The 16942-nt window shown below is 45.8% G+C and carries 18 protein-coding genes; 16 read left to right on the forward strand and 2 right to left on the reverse strand.

The genetic code is table 11. The annotated features are described in order from the left end of the window. Positions 1-234: 234 nt before the first annotated feature. Positions 235-1635 carry a hypothetical protein gene (locus tag BM613_RS10405; RefSeq protein ID WP_109431123.1) on the reverse strand — a complete coding sequence of 467 codons (1401 nt, stop codon included), beginning with the start codon at positions 1633-1635 and terminating at the stop codon, positions 235-237. Between the two features lie 417 nt (positions 1636-2052). Between BM613_RS10405 and BM613_RS10410 the strand changes: the two genes are divergently transcribed. From BM613_RS10410 to BM613_RS10430, 5 genes are all read left to right on the forward strand, one after another. Then, positions 2053-2475 (forward strand): acyl-CoA thioesterase, encoded by a 423-nt coding sequence (locus BM613_RS10410; RefSeq protein WP_109431124.1) that lies wholly within the window; start codon positions 2053-2055, stop codon positions 2473-2475. A gap of 78 nt (positions 2476-2553) precedes the next feature. After that, positions 2554-2892: a toprim domain-containing protein gene (locus BM613_RS10415; RefSeq protein WP_109431125.1), complete on the forward strand. Its 339-nt coding sequence runs from the start codon at positions 2554-2556 to the stop codon at positions 2890-2892. A gap of 63 nt (positions 2893-2955) precedes the next feature. Then, entirely contained in the window at positions 2956-3558 is a 603-nt protein-coding gene (locus tag BM613_RS10420; protein ID WP_109431126.1) for a GNAT family N-acetyltransferase, read from the forward strand. A 48-nt stretch (positions 3559-3606) separates the two neighbouring features. Then, complete coding sequence (locus tag BM613_RS10425) at positions 3607-4299, forward strand: CoA transferase subunit A (RefSeq protein ID WP_109431127.1); 693 nt, start codon at positions 3607-3609, stop codon at positions 4297-4299. A 16-nt stretch (positions 4300-4315) separates the two neighbouring features. Next, positions 4316-4972 carry a CoA transferase subunit B gene (locus BM613_RS10430; RefSeq protein WP_109431128.1) on the forward strand — a complete coding sequence of 219 codons (657 nt, stop codon included), beginning with the start codon at positions 4316-4318 and terminating at the stop codon, positions 4970-4972. Here BM613_RS10430 and BM613_RS10435 read toward each other — a convergent pair. After that, a complete protein-coding gene (locus BM613_RS10435) occupies positions 4967-5611 on the reverse strand; it encodes a hypothetical protein (protein ID WP_109431129.1) in 645 nt (214 codons plus the stop codon). The two genes, BM613_RS10430 and BM613_RS10435, sit on opposite strands and share 6 nt — an antisense overlap. Positions 5612-5706: 95 nt before the next feature. On the opposite strand from BM613_RS10435, the gene BM613_RS10440 reads away from it, so the two are divergent. The 11 genes from BM613_RS10440 to trpA all read left to right on the forward strand — a co-directional run bounded on the left by BM613_RS10440 (position 5707) and on the right by trpA (position 16929). Then, on the forward strand, positions 5707-6636 hold the full coding sequence (locus tag BM613_RS10440; protein WP_109431130.1) for an RluA family pseudouridine synthase: 930 nt from the start codon (positions 5707-5709) through the stop codon (positions 6634-6636). Positions 6637-6676: 40 nt separating this feature from the next. Next, complete coding sequence (locus tag BM613_RS10445) at positions 6677-7744, forward strand: M20/M25/M40 family metallo-hydrolase (RefSeq protein ID WP_245926355.1); 1068 nt, start codon at positions 6677-6679, stop codon at positions 7742-7744. Next, positions 7726-8751 carry a M42 family metallopeptidase gene (locus BM613_RS10450; protein WP_109431131.1) on the forward strand — a complete coding sequence of 342 codons (1026 nt, stop codon included), beginning with the start codon at positions 7726-7728 and terminating at the stop codon, positions 8749-8751. The genes BM613_RS10445 and BM613_RS10450 overlap by 19 nt, the downstream gene beginning before the upstream one ends. Then, positions 8751-9749, forward strand: coding sequence for a M42 family metallopeptidase (locus BM613_RS10455; RefSeq protein ID WP_109431132.1), 999 nt, complete (start codon positions 8751-8753; stop codon positions 9747-9749). The genes BM613_RS10450 and BM613_RS10455 overlap by 1 nt, the downstream gene beginning before the upstream one ends. 136 nt (positions 9750-9885) lie before the next feature. Then, a complete protein-coding gene (gene aroC / locus BM613_RS10460) occupies positions 9886-11058 on the forward strand; it encodes a chorismate synthase (RefSeq protein WP_109431133.1) in 1173 nt (390 codons plus the stop codon). Position 11059: 1 nt separating this feature from the next. Further along, positions 11060-12175, forward strand: a complete 1116-nt coding sequence (gene aroB, locus BM613_RS10465; RefSeq protein WP_245926356.1) for a 3-dehydroquinate synthase — start codon at positions 11060-11062, stop codon at positions 12173-12175. 271 nt (positions 12176-12446) lie between these two features. Continuing rightward, positions 12447-13472: an anthranilate phosphoribosyltransferase gene (gene trpD / locus BM613_RS10470; RefSeq protein ID WP_109431134.1), complete on the forward strand. Its 1026-nt coding sequence runs from the start codon at positions 12447-12449 to the stop codon at positions 13470-13472. Continuing rightward, complete coding sequence (trpC, locus tag BM613_RS10475) at positions 13469-14266, forward strand: indole-3-glycerol phosphate synthase TrpC (RefSeq protein ID WP_109431135.1); 798 nt, start codon at positions 13469-13471, stop codon at positions 14264-14266. The genes trpD and trpC overlap by 4 nt, the downstream gene beginning before the upstream one ends. Continuing rightward, positions 14263-14919, forward strand: a complete 657-nt coding sequence (locus BM613_RS10480; protein ID WP_109431136.1) for a phosphoribosylanthranilate isomerase — start codon at positions 14263-14265, stop codon at positions 14917-14919. The genes trpC and BM613_RS10480 overlap by 4 nt, the downstream gene beginning before the upstream one ends. Further along, complete coding sequence (gene trpB, locus BM613_RS10485; RefSeq protein ID WP_109431137.1) at positions 14909-16099, forward strand: tryptophan synthase subunit beta; 1191 nt, start codon at positions 14909-14911, stop codon at positions 16097-16099. Before BM613_RS10480 ends, trpB begins: the two co-directional genes overlap by 11 nt. Further along, entirely contained in the window at positions 16096-16929 is an 834-nt protein-coding gene (trpA, locus tag BM613_RS10490) for a tryptophan synthase subunit alpha (protein WP_109431138.1), read from the forward strand. The genes trpB and trpA overlap by 4 nt, the downstream gene beginning before the upstream one ends. The last annotated feature ends 13 nt before the right edge of the window (positions 16930-16942 follow it).

A 16942-nucleotide genomic window follows, 5' to 3' on the forward strand; every position in this document is an offset into this window, starting at 1 on the left:
TTAAGCCCTCCAGCGCCGATGGTACTTGGACCGCAGGGTCCTGGGAGAGTAGGTCGTTGCCAGACAACATCGATACACTACGCAAAAGGCACACGCAAAGTAATAGAGCGTGTGCCTTTTGCTGGATAATGCTTCTTTTTTACACTTTCTTTTTATTAACCATAATATTATTATGTTGACTTTGTGTATATAAAAAGGCTCTGAAGTTAGAGAAATAACTTCAGAGCCTAAGGTTTAGTGAAGAAGATCTTCCATACGTACCTCAAGTCGATGATACAAAGGACTGCCGACAGTCACGGCCCAATTTGTGGTATCAGGTGTATACCAACGTATTCCTATCGTATGTGCAGAGCGAACCAATTCTGCGTCTGGAACAGGAACTCCGTTAATTGTCAGGGTTACATAACTAGGGTTTTCGACATGAAAGGTAATTCCACGTAGTTGCTCCCATGTGGGAATAAAGTTTCCATCCACTGGATCCCGCACCTCTGTGATATTAATCTCTGTGATTCCGTTTTGATTGTTGTAGAAGACTCTGTACTGCAAACCTTGCTGTACGAGGTTATATTGTAATAAACGACTCGTCCGCGCCACGAGAATTAACCCGTGATCTTGCATATGAGCGAGGTGAACCAATGCCTCGATGGTTTGCTGATTTAAAGGGTACTCATTTGCATTACCTTCTAAATGAGTAGCAATGACCGTATATCCACCTGATTTAACGAGTTGATCAAGACGTTCTGGTGAGAGTTGCTCCCATAGATAAGTAGGGTTCCACATATTATCCCAATCCGCAACAGCATCTCTATGGTGATGTAAAAAGATTACTTTCCGCGTTCCAGTAAAACGATAGAATCCCCACATCTTTGTACCATCGCGCAGAGTAATTGGATAGAGCATCGTCTTGTAACTGTATTGGTCACCAAAATGATCGGACCACACAAATTGCACGCCTTCATGCTCTAATAAGTCTGTGATATAGTAGGGCGATTTTGGGTTATCTCCCTCCATATAATGATCAAATGGCGTATAAGACCCAAAGTTAGCCACATTTGAACGATTTCCATGGTCGGTAAAAATCGTAATCGCTGGCACATGCTCCTTTTTTAAAAATTCCATCGCGTATGCTTCTAAACTGCGTGAAAACAAAGTTGTATTGGAGTTAACCCGTGAAAAGTCACCCGCGCTGTGGAATGTGTCAATCCAACCATGCCGAATGTAATACAACAAAATCGGAGCATATATAGAGGGATCATGTGAAGTCCCTTGAAACATTGTCATCTCATCTTTTACGGTCGCACCGTTATAATCGATCTCTTGCGGTTCATTTGAGCCATTATAAAGGAAAAAAGAATCCGAAATATCAAGTCCCAAGCCTCGCCCTAAAATTGTCTCGTCTTTTGTATTGAGAAACTCATGGATGATATTAAATTTCCGCAAATCCGTATGGTCTGCATCTGATTCGATGGCTAGCATCGCTTTATACGGCCAGGGGAATTTCCTTTCTGTCACGATCTGCTTTGGCATTACTTGCGCCTGTGAAGCAAATACATGATGATCTATTAATTCTGTTCCAGTCAATGCAGATAATAGTAAGCTCGCAGCTACAACACCTAATGTACGTCTTTTCTTCATTTTGATCCCCCATGCAAAATCTTTTTTGTAATCTGGTCTTCATTTTACGACAGAAAATCAGAGATGAACAGAGCCTTTTGTAATGATTTTGTAACTAAATTTCAACTTCAGTGTAATTTGCCGATCGGTGAGACATTCTTGCGATCTCACGCTATAATAAAAACAATTTCCTCTCTATGTACGATCCAAATGTGCCAGACAAAACGGGAATCACTGAAAAGAAAACATGTACACGCTTGTGTCTTATCGTTCGAAAACGAAGCCTAAGCGAAGCATAAAATGCAACGAGATCAATCACTTTAGCGAACGAGGGAGTAGTCCTCAATACTTAATAAATTCACTGAATTAACTGTAGTAAAGCTCGCTGAGCACACGTGCAGTAGTGTAAGCGTATGAAAATAAGAGGAGTGATACATTATGTTTACGAGTCAAACAACTGTGCGGTTTAGCGAATGTGATGGGTTAGGTCATGTCAACAACACTACCTATTATGTATACATGGAAGAAGCACGCGTTGAAGTTTTCCGTCTATTCATTCCAACATTAGAATTGAACTCGTGGAATTTAATCGTCGCTGCTACACGTTGTGATTATTTACAACAGGTGAAATTTGCGGAGACAATAACAACCTATACGTGGATTAGCCATATTGGATCTTCCAGTCTTACAATTGAACATGCACTCCAAAACGATCGTGGAGAATGGGTCGCACGTGGTCAGGCCGTCATGATTCACTATGACTATGCCACGCAAAAAACAGTGCCAATCGAAAAACATGTGCGCACACAACTACAAGAACATACATTAGCGCCAGAAGGTGTACCTGAACTGAGAAAATAAAAGTAAAAAAATCGTTTCCTCGCGCCTAACGAATACCTGTGATTCTTTGATCAATCTGGCAAAAGGAGTGGGGCGGACGTGCACAGCGTGATCATCGTAGAAGGAAAGCATGATAAAGAACGACTGTCTCCACTTGTCAATGCAGAAACGGTGATTTTATGTACTTATGGAATCCCTACACACGATCACTTGATGGAGTTAAAGACCACCATCGGCGATGCACAAGTCTATATTTTTACTGACCACGATCGAGCCGGTCGACGCATTCGAGGAATTCTCAATGAGGAATTCCCCGATGCGGTTCACTTGCATACGAAAGCAGAGTATGGTGGCGTAGAAAACACTCCGCTCGTCTATCTCACGCACATTTTGGAACGTTATGAACTTTTAGCAGAAACCAATGAAAGACACATGTAACCAAGCTCCTGCGCGTAAAATCCAAGCGACGTGGCAAATTACACGAAGGGAGCAGCAAAACTTATGCAACATAAACCCACTTCTCACAAGAAACCATCCAAAAAGGTGCAGCGTCTAGAAAAAAAAACAGAACAAAAAACAGATCGTACTCAATTTATTGCTCGGCCTTTTCAATTTGTCCGCGATCGAGAACGCGTAGAACGTTATCATACAGAAGTTGTCGTTTCTCAAAATGATTTGTGGCGTAAGTTATCTTTATTGCCCAATGATCCTGCAGAAACTAGGCGCATACTGAGAAATCGTCAAGAAGGCGCACAGTTTGTCGCTCAATTAAATCGCATGACGATACAACGTGAGGGACATGCTCTGATGGTAGAAACAGTACATGGAGAACCAGCGGGATATGTATTTGTCACAGAAACAATCGACCCACTTAGCATGGATAAAATAGGAATACTCGGAGAGTTATTCATCGAGGACTCTTGGCGAAACCAGGGAGCCGATACGTTCGCTTTACAGGAGGCTGAAAAATGGCTGCTTGCAAGAGGAACACATATCTTTCAGGTTTTTGTGACAAAAACGAATGTCGAAGGCGTAAATTTGTATCAAAAAAACGGCTATTCGATCATCGATTATCGCATGATAAAAAGAATTCCAACCCCATGACGCGCATCGCTCTGATATGCTAGTATAATCACAAAGGAGGGAGAAACTTTGGATAAAGTATTCCCATCCGCCAAGGCAGCTATCGCTGACATCACATCAGGCAGCACGCTGCTTGTCGGAGGATTTGGATTGGTCGGTATTCCTGAAAATTTGATTCAAGCAATAAAAGAAAGCGGTATCACAGATTTAACTTGTATCAGCAATAACTGTGGTGTAGACGACTTTGGACTGGGATTGTTATTGCAGAACAAACAAATTAAAAAAATGGTGTCTTCCTACGTTGGGGAGAATAAAACATTTGAACGACAATTTTTAAGTGGAGAATTGGAAGTTGAACTTGTTCCACAAGGTACGCTTGCAGAACGCATCCGTGCTGGAGGAGCTGGAATTGGCGGTTTCTATACCCCTGCAGGAGTAGGTACGCCTATTGCTGAAGGAAAAGAAACACGCGTGATTAGTGGCAAAGAATATTTACTAGAGTATCCGATTGTGGCTGACTTTGCGTTGATTAAAGCTTGGAAGGCAGACCGGATTGGCAATGTGATTTATCGTGAAACTGCGCAAAACTTCAATCCCATGATGGCTGCTGCCGGAAAAATTACGATTGTGGAAGTAGAAGAACTAGTGGAAGTAGGAGAGTTAGATCCCGGACAAATTCACACGCCTAGTATCTATGTTCAGCGTGTAATTGTCGGAGAACATTACGAAAAACGCATCGAACGCAAAATGGTACGCAGCTAGAAAGGAGGAGTACAACTTGGCACTGACTCGGACAGATATTGTAAAACGTGCAGCACAAGAAATTCCTAGAGGTTCCTATGTGAATCTAGGCATTGGCATGCCTACGCTCGTAGCCAATTACATACCCGCAGATGCAGATGTCATTTTGCATTCTGAAAACGGGTTGCTTGGTATAGGGCCTTATCCAAAAGAAGATGAAGTTGATCCAGATCTTATCAACGCAGGGAAAGAGACAGTGACAATTGTAAAAGGTGGCGCCTATTTTTCAAGTGCTGAATCTTTTGCTATGATTCGCGGAGGCCATATCGACGTCGCCATCTTAGGTGCAATGGAAGTTTCAGAACAAGGCGATCTGGCCAATTGGATGATCCCTGGGAAAATGGTAAAAGGCATGGGCGGTGCCATGGATCTTGTTCACGGTGCAAAACGACTCATTGTGACGATGGAACACGTAAGTAAAAATGGTGAGCCAAAGATCCTAAAAGAGTGTACACTTCCGCTTACCGGTAAAAAAGTCGTACATCGCATCATCACTGACTTGGCGGTGATCGATGTCACTTCGGACGGGCTCGTACTTCGGGAAGTTGCACCGGGACACACCATCGAGGACGTCCAAAGTAAAACTGGTGCACCCCTTATCATCACAGACGAAGTAACTGAGATTACCTTATAATGTCACTTGCCCCTGTGCTGCATGTTCTACAGTCTGCACTGGCAAGGAGATAATTAGGTCTTTCGTCTGCATGTCATATCCTACTAGTCGATATGCGCCAAATGTTTTTTCAATGTACAATGTGTCTTTTTTGTCATTCACGTGTACACCGTATTTTGCTCCTTCATCCGCTATTGCTGTGAGCAACCAACTTGTGGGTAAAGGAACTCCGTCAACTGTACCATGAACCTGACTTAACATGAAATATCCATGATACACGTTTGGCGTTCCAAAGATCGAAACTGCAAATTGTAATGGAATTTGTGTAAATGGGTGAACCATCAAATGAATGACGACGCGGTCATTGATCATTCCGAGTTGCAATTGTGCAGTGGAACGCCAAGCTAAGAATTTTTCAAGTGGGAAATAAAGTTGCACGCGATTATCCTTTGGTTGTTGATCAGGAGCAATTGCAAAGACGGATGTTTGGTCTGCTTTTTGCTGTAAATAATGCATTGCTCCTACAATAAAAAGGGAAAACATCACAAGAGTCAGTGCGATTCCTGTCAGAATCCCTGCAGTAAAAATTCGCCGTTTTTGATTGACTTCTCTTGGATTTATGCGATCTTTGTGTTGACTCGTTGTAAAAATGTACTTCATTTTAAAAACACCTCGATTGCACGACATATCCCATAAGGGGTTTGTACAAGTATACACAGGTGTACTCTACACATGCCATAAAGGCGGTAACTACGGTGCTGTATTTCGAAAAAGTTGTGACAGATGAGGATGAAGGGCGCATGGTAAAAAATCTACTAGGCCCCCTCAAGCTGAGTCGCCGATTGCGGCGAGAACTTCTTTTGGCTGGACATATTCGCGTAAATGGAAGTCCAACTTTTCTCACCAGTCGAGTGCACAATGGCGACGTTGTGACAATTGAACAAGTTTTTGAACCAGGAAGCCAGTTTTTACCTGAACCCATTCCGCTCGACGTCGTATTTGAAGATGCTCATGTACTTGTAGTCAATAAGCAGGCAGGATTGCTTGTCCATCCGACGAGTAGAGAACGCACAGGAACTTTAGCCTCTGCAGTTGCCTACTATATGGCCCAACGCGAAGAGTCCTACCGGTTTCGCCCCGTTCATCGCCTAGATCGCGACACGTCTGGATTACTCATTCTAGCCAAACACAAGCTTGCTCATGAGCGCTTGTCGCGCGCTTTGCGTAAACGCGAAATTCATCGCGAATACATCGCGTTTGCCGCTGGAATCATGAATCTCCCAGAACAGTGCATTCGTACACCCATAGGGCTTGCTGCAGGATCTACCATTAAGCGTACCATATATCCCAACGATCTGTTGAATGACGCAAAATCTGCAGTGACCCATGTGCGCATTTTAGAAGTTTTTAAACATAGTCAAGCGACAAAAGTTCAGATCAGATTGGAAACTGGACGAACTCATCAGATTCGAGTACATTTGTCCTCTATTGGCCATCCTCTCCTTGGCGATCCCTTATATGGAAACGTGGCAACTGCCGATTTATTTATGCGCCAAGCGCTTCACGCGTATAAATTATCTTTTATACACCCTTTTACACAAGAACCTGTTGTGTGTGAGAGCGACCTACCCGAGGATTTACAAAAACTCGAAATCGATTTAAGATCCACTACAGTAAAAAATTAAGCGATGCGATGCAGATGCAAAGCATATGGAGGGTACAAGCTTGCTGGATGGAAAACAACTGTTGATCCGCTTGACAGAAACAGCAGGCGGTTCCGGAGATGAGTCCAATGTGGCTGATGTCCTTGCTGCTGCGACAAAGTCACTGGTCGATCAAATTGAATTTGATACAGTGGGGAATCTCGCACTCATTGCCCATGGAGAGAGTGGCGAACCACAACCGCGGATTATGTTGGCTGCACATATTGATGAAATTACGCTCATGGTGGCAAAAATTGAAGTAGGCGGTTTTTTGCGTGTGGCTCAAGTAGGAGGTTTTGACCCTCGCACACTTCTAGGGCAAGAGGTCATGGTTCATGCAAAAAAAAGCTTAATTGGCATTATTGGATCAAAGCCGCCGCATTTGTCTTCACAAGAAGAGCGCAAAAAAGCGATTCCACTTTATGACTTATTTGTCGATCTAGGCATGACAGAGGAGCGTGTGCGAGAACTCGTTTCAGTAGGTGATCGCATTACGATTCACCGACAGACGATGCATTTGCTTGGCAACCGTATGAGTGGTAAAGCGATGGATAACCGCGCGAGTGTCACAGCAATGGCAATTTGTTTGGATGAACTGAAAAAACTGCGTCATCGCGCCGATGTTTATGCTGTAGGTACCATTCAAGAGGAGATTGGCAGTAAAGGCGCACAAACCGCAGCCTTTCGCTATATGCCAGATATCGCCATCGCAATTGATGTGTGTCATGGAGAAACTCCTGGCGTCTCCACGGATCTAGCCAAAAAACTTGGTGGTGGACCTGTACTTACTCTAGGCCCGCGCATACATCCTAAACTGTTTTATGCGATACGGGAGGTCGCGCAACAACAGAATATCCCTCTGCAAATTGAAGTCAGTCAAGGTCCTACCTGGACGGATGCAGATCCTATGCAAATCGTTCAACTAGGGATTCCAACGGCACTCCTCTCCATTCCTCTGCGCTATATGCACACATCTGTGGAAACTCTTGATTTTTCTGATGTGCGCTTGACCGGTGTGTTGTTGGCTCGCTTTATTGCTCAAATTGATGCGGCTTTTGTGGAGGGGCTTACATGTTACTTAGAAAATTAACCGAAGCTTTCGGGCCTTCAGGTTTTGAAGATGAAATCCGTCAAGTTATTTATGAAGAAGTCAAATCTTATGGTGATAAAATTTACACGGATGCACTTGGATCTTTGATTGTAGAAACCAATATGACAGCGCGTGGTCCCAAAATTCTACTCGCTGCACATATGGATGAAGTAGGGTTTATGATTGTTGATATTGAAGACCATGGGCTTTTGCGCTTTCGGCCCCTTGGAGGGGTAGACCCGCGCATTCTTGTGTCAAAGCCAGTACTTGTTGGCAAAGACCGGATTTTTGGCGTTATAGGTTCAAAAGCCGTACATCTCCAAGAGCCAAAAGAGCGCGAACAACCCTTAGAGTTACAACAACTCTACATCGACATTGGCGCACATTCTCGCGAAGAAGCAGAAAAATATATCGCTCCTGGCGATCTAGCTGTATTTGCTACAAAATATGAAGAGATCGGGGAACGCCGCGCCAAGGCAAAATCATTTGATGACCGTGTAGGTTGTGCAGTCCTGATTGAAACCATGCGCAAGAAATTTGATCTGCCCATCGTCTATGCATTTACTGTGCAAGAAGAAACAGGACTTCGCGGTGCAGGGCCCGTCGCTTATCGCATTAAACCAAACCTGGCGCTCGTCGTCGAGGGAACGGTGTGTTTCGATGTCGTGGAGACACCGTCACATGGTCAATCTACGCTTCAAGGTGCTGGACCCGCGATTTCTGTCGTCGATGCCAAAACGATTGCTCATCGCGCATTTCGTGAACACATTGTGCAAGTGGGGACTAAAGAAGGCATCCCTGTGCAACTACGCCGGACAATCGGCGGCGCAAACGACGTTGGAGCCATTCATCTAACGGAAATGGGGATCATCAGTGCGGCAATCAGCATCCCCACGCGCTACATTCACGCACCCTCACAGATGATCAGCCTAGATGACTATGACAACACCGTGCGACTTTTAGAAGCTGTGCTTCGCAGTATTGAACAGGGAGGTTTTTCAGCCTAATGAAAGATCTAATTCGTACATTAACCGTCCCTTCTGGACCATCTGGGGATGAATTTGCAATTAAAGAAAGCATCCTGAGAATTGTTGAGCCACATGTCGATGAATGGTACGAGGATGTATTAGGCAATCTTTACGTCATCAAAAAAGCGCGTTCCGAAATCTCAGAAAAAACGGTGATGATCGTTGCGCACATGGATGAACCTGCCCTTAGTGTGATTGATATCGATGAGGATGGATTTTTGCGCATTGCACCTCTTGGACCCTTGCACGCAGCCTCGCTTGTTGGCGCCCGCGTCGTTTTTGCGCGCACGGGACGACGTGGCGTCGTTGGCGCCGAACATAACGTAGCGTTAAAGGATTTGGAGTTCTCCCATCTCTTTATCGATATCGGCGCACAAACTCAAAGCGATGCGATGCGCGATGTGCAAATTGGGGATGCCGCTACTTTCGCCTATGGATTTGAGGAAGTGGGGAATCAATTGATCGTCGGGCACGCGCTTGACAATCGCGTGGGGTGTGCTTTGCTCATCGACGCTCTACAACATGCACAAAGCGACTACACGATCGTCGGCGTTTTTTCCGCACAGAAAGAAGTCGGTTCCCGCGGAGCAAAAGTTGCGGGTCATCGCATTCATCCGACAATCGCTCTTGTCCTTGACATCAGTCCATCTGGTGATACACCAAAAGCTGAACGTTCATCACTCACTCTCGGAGCCGGGGTTGCAGTAAAAGTACTCGATGCAACAATGGTGGTATCAAAAAAATGGAGTAACCATTTGATTGAAGCAGCAAAAAACGTATCGGCATCGTACCAAATTGAAGTAGCTCCGCGAACGACGAGCGATGCAGGCGCAATTTTCTTGGCGCAATCTGGAATCCCGACATGTGGACTCGCAATTCCTGCACGTTACGTGGGAACTCCATCACAAATGGTGAGCCTTGCCGATGTCACAAGCGCCCAACAAGTTTTACATAATTTTTTATCACTTCTCTCTTAAGAATCTCCTAGAAACTCCAAAATAACCATGCGCAATGGATAGAACATCTCCTGTGCATGGTTATTTTCATGCATAATCGGACACAGCAGACACAGTTTGTAGTATAATGTGACAAATCCCATAAGGAGGGCCAGTGATGTTGCGCTATTTAACTGCTGGGGAATCTCATGGCCCTGCACTCATTGCGATCATAGAAGGTCTACCTGCTTACTTGAATGTCGATATAGAAAAAGTCAATCACGAATTATGGCGTCGTCAACAAGGGTATGGCCGCGGTTTTCGGATGAAGATCGAGTCAGACCAAATCGAATTTTTATCTGGATTGCGGTTCGGAAAAACATTAGGTTCTCCTCTTGCTTTTCGCATTGCAAATCGAGATTATAAAAACTGGGAATCAAGAATGTCTCCTACTGGGAATCCTCCCGATGAGTTAAGTATCGTCACGAAACCACGACCAGGGCATGCAGATTTGGCGGCTACCTTAAAGTATGACTATTCGGATATACGAGATGCACTCGAACGAGCAAGTGCTCGGAACACAGCTACATTAGTTGCTGTTGGAGCGATTGCTCGGCAATTTTTAGCTGTCTTTGGCATTCATCTTTTCTCGCACATCGTTCAAATTGGAAGAATTTCTACATCAGCAGATCTTCTCGCTTCTCTGACCATGGAGCAAATCGCAGCACTTGCCGAACAATCTCCGGTTCGAACGGCAGATGTGGAAGCAGAAAAACAAATGATTGCTGTAATCGATGAAGCGAAAGAGCAAGGAAACACCGTGGGGGGAATCTTTGAAGTCATTGTGACGGGTGTCCCCGTGGGACTTGGTAGCTACGTTATGCCTGATCGAAGACTTGATGGGCGTTTAGCTGGAATGCTCATGAGCATTCAGGCAATCAAGGGAGTCGAAATTGGCGCTGGCTTTGCAGCCGCTCGACAACTCGGTTCTGCTGTCCATGACGCAATCTATTATGATGAAATACGCGGTTTTTACCGGACAACGAACGGGGCTGGAGGAATTGAAGGCGGAATCTCAAATGGCGAACCGATTGTTGTACGTGCCGCGATGAAGCCGATTCCTACTCTGTATAAACCACTGCCAAGTGTAGATCTTGAGACGAAAGAACCCTATTTAGCCGCGATTGAGCGGTCTGATGCATGCGCTGCACCTGCAGCTGCGGTAGTTGGTGAAAATGCGGTAGCATGGGTCATCGCAGAAGCTTTTTTGGAAAAGTTCGGCGGGGATTCGATAAAAGAAGTACAACGTAATTATGAAAATTATCTCACACAAGTAAAGGAGCGTTCGTGAAGTGCAGCAGCAGCTGACAGGTACACCAAAAGAACTCACCGTCACGGCGCAACAAGGTGATTATAAAGTCGTCATTGGCACGGGACTGTTGCAGCAAGCGTCATCATGGCTCACTTCGATCCTCAATCCAAAGACAAGTCTTATGATCGTCTATGATGCAAAATTAGAGTCACTAGGGTATGTAAAAACATTAGAGCAGTCTCTTAAGAAAGAATTTGTCAATGTGTATTCATTCGCTGTTGAGTCTGGCGAATCATCAAAGTCATTGCAACACGCAGCTCGTTTGTACAGTGCCTTCCTTGCAGCAGGGCTTGATCGACGATCTGCCGTGCTCGCCTTAGGCGGAGGCGTTATTGGCGATTTGGCTGGGTTTGCAGCTGCTACGTTTATGCGTGGCATTGATTTTGTGCAAATTCCGACTACACTTCTCGCACACGATGCAAGTATCGGTGGAAAAGTGGCGATTAATCTACCTGAAGGAAAAAATCTAGTCGGCGCTTTTCACGCGCCGCGACTTGTCCTCTACGATGTCGCAACTCTGCAAACGCTCCCTTTATATGAGCGCTCAAGCGGGCTTGCTGAAGCAATTAAACACGGTGTGATTTATGATCCTGAGTTGTTTGCCTATATTGAAGAACACGTCGAGCCCATTCTTTTAGGAGATTCTGACGCCTTGACGCACTTGCTTTATCAATCTTGTAAAGTTAAGGCGAAAATTGTCAGCCAAGATGAACGGGAGTCAGGGATTCGCGCGTTTTTAAACTTTGGGCATACGATCGGACACGCAATCGAAGCGCTGCAATATGGATATTATACGCACGGAGCTGCGGTGGCTATTGGAATGATCTATGAAACAAAGATTGCGCGAAGACTAGGAAAAATCGATGTAGAATTTGAAGATCGCCTGCGCGTATTGCTTGAAAAAGCGCAGTTGCCGACGTCATTGCCTGCAGAACAAAAGTCAAAAGAAGCGATTGATGCGCTGATTGAACACATGCGCCGCGATAAAAAAGCGCATTCACGCAGTTTGCCCTTTATTCTTCCAGAGCGTCTTGGGACGGTGTCTTTCGAAGCATCTGTAGACGAAGCTGTCGTAAGACAAGTTCTCGCTGATTGACCAACTTTACGTTTCGTAGTACGATTACTTTAGCTGACACCTATACTATGCATTGCCACAGAGCCGGCAGTGATAGTCGTCAGAGACGAGAGAGACAGGCGTTTGGTCGCCTTAGTAGCGTGAGCGGAGCAGAGCTGAGCAAAGTTATGAGATCGTGGAAGAGTAAAAAAGTGACGATCTCTTCGCGTATGAGCAGCGACGTTCACGAGAACTAAGGGCTACCCTTGGTTCTTATTTTATATAGTCACAGCTTTTACAAGGAGAGATTAGGATGAAAGAAATTCTACTCAAACTCGCAAAAGGCAATCACTTGACGGAACAAGAGGCAGAACAGGCCATGCATGCAATTATGCGCGGAGAAGCTACTGCTGCGCAAATTGCCGCTTATTTAACATTGTTACAAGCGCGTGGTGAGACCACTGCTGAACTCGTCGGCAGTGCGCGGGCAATGCGCGAACACGCATTGCCACTCCTTGTCGATGACCGCATCGTCGATACCTGTGGTACAGGGGGAGATGGAGCAGGTACCTTTAATATCTCTACAGCTGCCGCCATCGTAGCTGCGGCAGGAGGGGTTCCTGTGGTCAAACACGGAAATCGCGCAGCTTCAAGCTTAGCGGGTAGTGCTGATGTGCTTGCTGCACTTGGCGTAGTCCTCGAACTTCGCCCCGAAGCGGCTACACAGTGCCTTAAAGAAACCGGGATTTGCTTTCTCTTTGCACAAGCATACCACCCCGCGATGAAATACGTTGCCCCAATTCGTCGCGAATTAGGATTTCGCACAATGTTTAATATTTTAGGCCCCTTAACGAATCCAGCTCGTCCAAAACGACAAGTGCTCGGAACGCCCAATCCCGAGATCGCAATGAAAATGGCACATGTGTTAGCGTCACTTGGCAGTGAACATGCGCTTGTCGTCACATCTCAAGAAGGACTAGATGAAATCTCTATATCCGGAATCACTTATTTATTTGAAGTTAAGGATCACACCGTAAGGGAATTAACGATTCGTCCAAGTGACGTAGGACTTCAGGAATATCCATTGGAGAGTGTTCGAGGAGGTACACCTGAACAAAATGCACGGCTGATCGAAGCGATCTTTTCCGGTGAGACTGGGGCGCGACGTGATATTGTCGTGCTCAACGCTGCTGCAGCTTTCTTTGTAGCTGGAAAAACGACATCCATACAAGAAGGAGCACGATTAGCAGAACGGCTGATCGACAGCGGAATCGCTGCCAAGAAACTAGGACAACTGATCGAATGCAGTCGCAAATTAGGAAGTGAAGTGAGCGCATGACGATTTTAGAACGCATCTTAGCAACCAAAAAAACAGAGGTAGCAAAACTAAGAGAACGTATGACTGCAAGCGAATGGGAGCAAAGTATCGAATCACTCCCGGCACCTAAGCCATTTGTGGAGAGTTTACAAGGGAAATCTCCTGTTGCGCTGATTGCCGAAATAAAAAAAGCCTCCCCATCAAAAGGAGTCATCGCCGCAAATTTTGACCCGATCGCAATGGCTAAAGGATATGAGCGCGCAGGTGCAAGCGCCCTTTCCGTTTTGACAGATCGTGAATATTTCCAAGGTTCGAGTAATGTTTTACAATCGGTTCGCATAATCACACAACTGCCCATTTTACGCAAGGACTTTATCATTGATGAATGGCAGGTTTATGAGACGCGTGCAATGGGCGCTGACGCGATTTTACTGATTGTCGCTGCACTCTCCGATGAACGACTTACAGCACTATACAAACTTGCCCTACATCTCGGATTAGCCCCTTTAATTGAAGTGCATTCCCTCCACGAATGGGAGCGAATACGTCCCCTTTATCCGCGCATTGTAGGGGTTAACCACCGTGATTTACACACATTTCAGGTGGATTTGCAGCTTACTGAGAAGTTGGCAAATGAAGTAAGAGATGATGTGATTCTGGTCAGCGAAAGTGGAATTCGTACGTATGAAGATGTAAGACGTGTACAATCCTTTGGTGCGCAGGCCATTTTGGTCGGAGAAACTCTCATGCGTTTTGGTCCAGAAAAAGTTGAACAGGGGATTGCTCAGTTGCTTGGAAGGGAGCAATCCCCATGACACGAGTAAAACTTTGCGGGTTGCGCAACGTGAATGATGTCCTTGCTGCACAAAACGCGAAGGCAGATTATATTGGGTTTGTGCTTGCTAAGAGCAAGCGCCAAGTTACGGACAAAGAAGTCGTAACAGCAATCGAACCACTGGACCGCAGCAAGTCTGTCGGACCCAAACCCGTACTCGTCCTCGTCGATGAAACTGTTGAAAAGATCGTTTCTTTGTGTAAGACAACAGGTGTTTTGCACGTTCAATTGTGTGGTCGGGAAGCGCCTGCGACTTGTTCTTTGTTGCGTGAAAAATATGGACTTACCGTGTGGAAAGCTTGGGGCGTGCGCGGCACAGAGGAAGATCAGATGCTAGCGCACTATGTCGGTCATGTTGATGCGATATTGCTTGACACCTATAAAGCAGGGAGCCACGGAGGGACAGGTCACTTCTTTGATTGGCAGCAGATTCCCCGCTTGCAAGTCCTGCTACCCGAAACTCCGCTTGTTATAGCTGGTGGATTATCTCCCCATACAGTAGGGTCTGTAGTTGCCAAGTATCATCCTTTTGCGGTAGATGTTTCGTCCGGAATTGAAACGGATGAGCAGAAAGACCCTGATAAAATGAGAGAATTTGTGAATGCTGCGAGGAGTGGATTGGATGTATCCTGATCAGAATGGACGTTTTGGCGAGTTTGGTGGAAAATATGTACCGGAAACCTTGATGTCTGCATTGACAACGCTCGAAGAAGATTACTCACGTTTAATTCAGGATACAGATTTTCAAAAACAATTGCGTTATTATTTGCGCAACTATTCTGGACGTCCGACACCTCTGTATTATGCTCGCCATTTCACAGAGCATGTAGGGGGAGCAAAAATTTACTTAAAGCGTGAAGATCTTAACCACACGGGTGCCCATAAAATCAACAACACCCTCGGCCAAGGTCTACTTGCTAAAATGACCGGAAAAAAACGCATCATTGCAGAGACGGGGGCAGGACAACACGGAGTAGCTTCAGCAACCGTTGCAGCATTACTCGGGTTGCAATGCACAGTTTTTATGGGCGAAGAAGATATGGAACGACAAGCGTTAAATGTGTTTCGCATGCGTTTGCTGGGCACAGAGGTAGTGCCTGCAACATCAGGGACAAAAACGCTAAAAGATGCAACAAATGAAGCGATTCGCTATTGGGTTGAACACGTAACCGATACGTACTACATCATCGGTTCTGTCGTTGGACCGCATCCCTATCCAATGATGGTACGCGATTTCCAACGTGTGATTGGAGATGAGACAAAAGAGCAGATTTTGGAACAAGAAGGTCGTCTTCCCGATGCAATTATCGCGTGCGTAGGCGGTGGGAGTAACGCTATGGGCATCTTTTATCCGTTTGTTCACGATCTACAGGTAAAACTTATTGGCATTGAAGCGGCAGGGGAAGGGATTGACACACCTCGTCATGCAGCGTCCATCGCAAAAGGGAGAAAGGGAGTCTTACACGGATCAATGACCCTCTTGTTGCAAGATGAATATGGGCAAGTTCAGCCTGCTCACTCTATTTCAGCTGGACTCGATTATCCTGGGATCGGGCCTGAACACGCTCACCTTTTCACGAGCAAGCGCGCATCTTATGAACCCATCACAGATCAAGAAGCCTTAGATGCATTTGTTACACTCGCTCGAGTAGAAGGAATCATTCCTGCGCTTGAATCGGCACATGCAATCGCATATGCAGAAAAATATGCAAAGACACTTCCTCGAAACGCCATTGTTATTGTTAATTTATCTGGGCGCGGCGATAAGGATGTGCACACCGTAGAGCGTTTGTTGGGAGGAGAACTCGCATGACGATCCGAGGCAGGGAAGCAATTGAAAATAGGTTGCGACAACGCGGCAAACGCGCGGCATTCATCCCTTTTGTGGAAGCGGGTGATCCTAACGAGGCGTATAGTTTACAATTGATTGTCGAACTTGCACAGTTCGCTGACGTGATTGAAATTGGAATCCCGTATTCCGATCCATTAGCAGATGGACCCGTAATTCAAGCAGGGTCTCTGCGCGCACTCCAGGCAGGGATGACACTTAAAAAGGCACTTGCGCTGATTGCGCGCGTGCGAGCCGTCACAAATGTGCCCATTGTTGTTTTTACCTATGTCAATCCGGTCATTCAATATGGCCCCGAACGTCTTTTACAAGCTTGTACTGAAGTGGGGGCAGACGGACTTATTATTCCGGATTTACCTTACGAAGAAAGTGAAGAAATCAGACAATTGGCTGATCGTTTTAAACTCGCGTTGATCCCATTGATCTCCTTGACAAGCCAAGAGCGCATCACAAAAATCGCTGCAAGTGCTACCGGTTTTGCCTACTGTGTCTCATCACTAGGTGTCACTGGAGAGCGTGCAAATTTTGCTGCGGATCTTGAGGAATTTGTCAAAACAGTTAAGGCAGCAAGTCCTGTCCCAGTTGCTGTAGGATTTGGAGTCAGCCAACCTGAACACGTTCGAACCCTTTCGGCCTATGCGGATGGTGTCATTGTTGGGAGTGCGCTTGTCAGACGCTGTCAGGAGATCGCTGCCGCGCAAAATGCACACCAGCCAGAACTCGCTGACAAAGCGCTACACGAACTGATCCAGTTTGCCCGTTCGCTCTCAGATGCCGCTGCATCCGCTGAGTGATTCAAAAATTTCA

This window comes from Sulfoacidibacillus thermotolerans, from assembly GCF_003144315.1.
GTDB classification, from domain to species: domain Bacteria; phylum Bacillota; class Bacilli; order Alicyclobacillales; family SLC66; genus Sulfoacidibacillus; species Sulfoacidibacillus thermotolerans.

Coding starts and splice junctions, on each gene's coding strand:
- BM613_RS10455 (WP_109431132.1), top strand. CDS start 8,751: ATGAAAGATCTAATTCGTACATTAACCGTCCCTTCTGGACCATCTGGG.
- trpB (WP_109431137.1), top strand. CDS start 14,909: ATGTATCCTGATCAGAATGGACGTTTTGGCGAGTTTGGTGGAAAATAT.
- BM613_RS10410 (WP_109431124.1), top strand. CDS start 2,053: ATGTTTACGAGTCAAACAACTGTGCGGTTTAGCGAATGTGATGGGTTA.
- trpD (WP_109431134.1), top strand. CDS start 12,447: ATGAAAGAAATTCTACTCAAACTCGCAAAAGGCAATCACTTGACGGAA.
- BM613_RS10450 (WP_109431131.1), top strand. CDS start 7,726: ATGTTACTTAGAAAATTAACCGAAGCTTTCGGGCCTTCAGGTTTTGAA.
- BM613_RS10405 (WP_109431123.1), bottom strand. CDS start 1,635: ATGAAGAAAAGACGTACATTAGGTGTTGTAGCTGCGAGCTTACTATTA.
- BM613_RS10420 (WP_109431126.1), top strand. CDS start 2,956: ATGCAACATAAACCCACTTCTCACAAGAAACCATCCAAAAAGGTGCAG.
- BM613_RS10480 (WP_109431136.1), top strand. CDS start 14,263: ATGACACGAGTAAAACTTTGCGGGTTGCGCAACGTGAATGATGTCCTT.
- aroC (WP_109431133.1), top strand. CDS start 9,886: ATGTTGCGCTATTTAACTGCTGGGGAATCTCATGGCCCTGCACTCATT.
- trpA (WP_109431138.1), top strand. CDS start 16,096: ATGACGATCCGAGGCAGGGAAGCAATTGAAAATAGGTTGCGACAACGC.
- trpC (WP_109431135.1), top strand. CDS start 13,469: ATGACGATTTTAGAACGCATCTTAGCAACCAAAAAAACAGAGGTAGCA.
- BM613_RS10435 (WP_109431129.1), bottom strand. CDS start 5,611: ATGAAGTACATTTTTACAACGAGTCAACACAAAGATCGCATAAATCCA.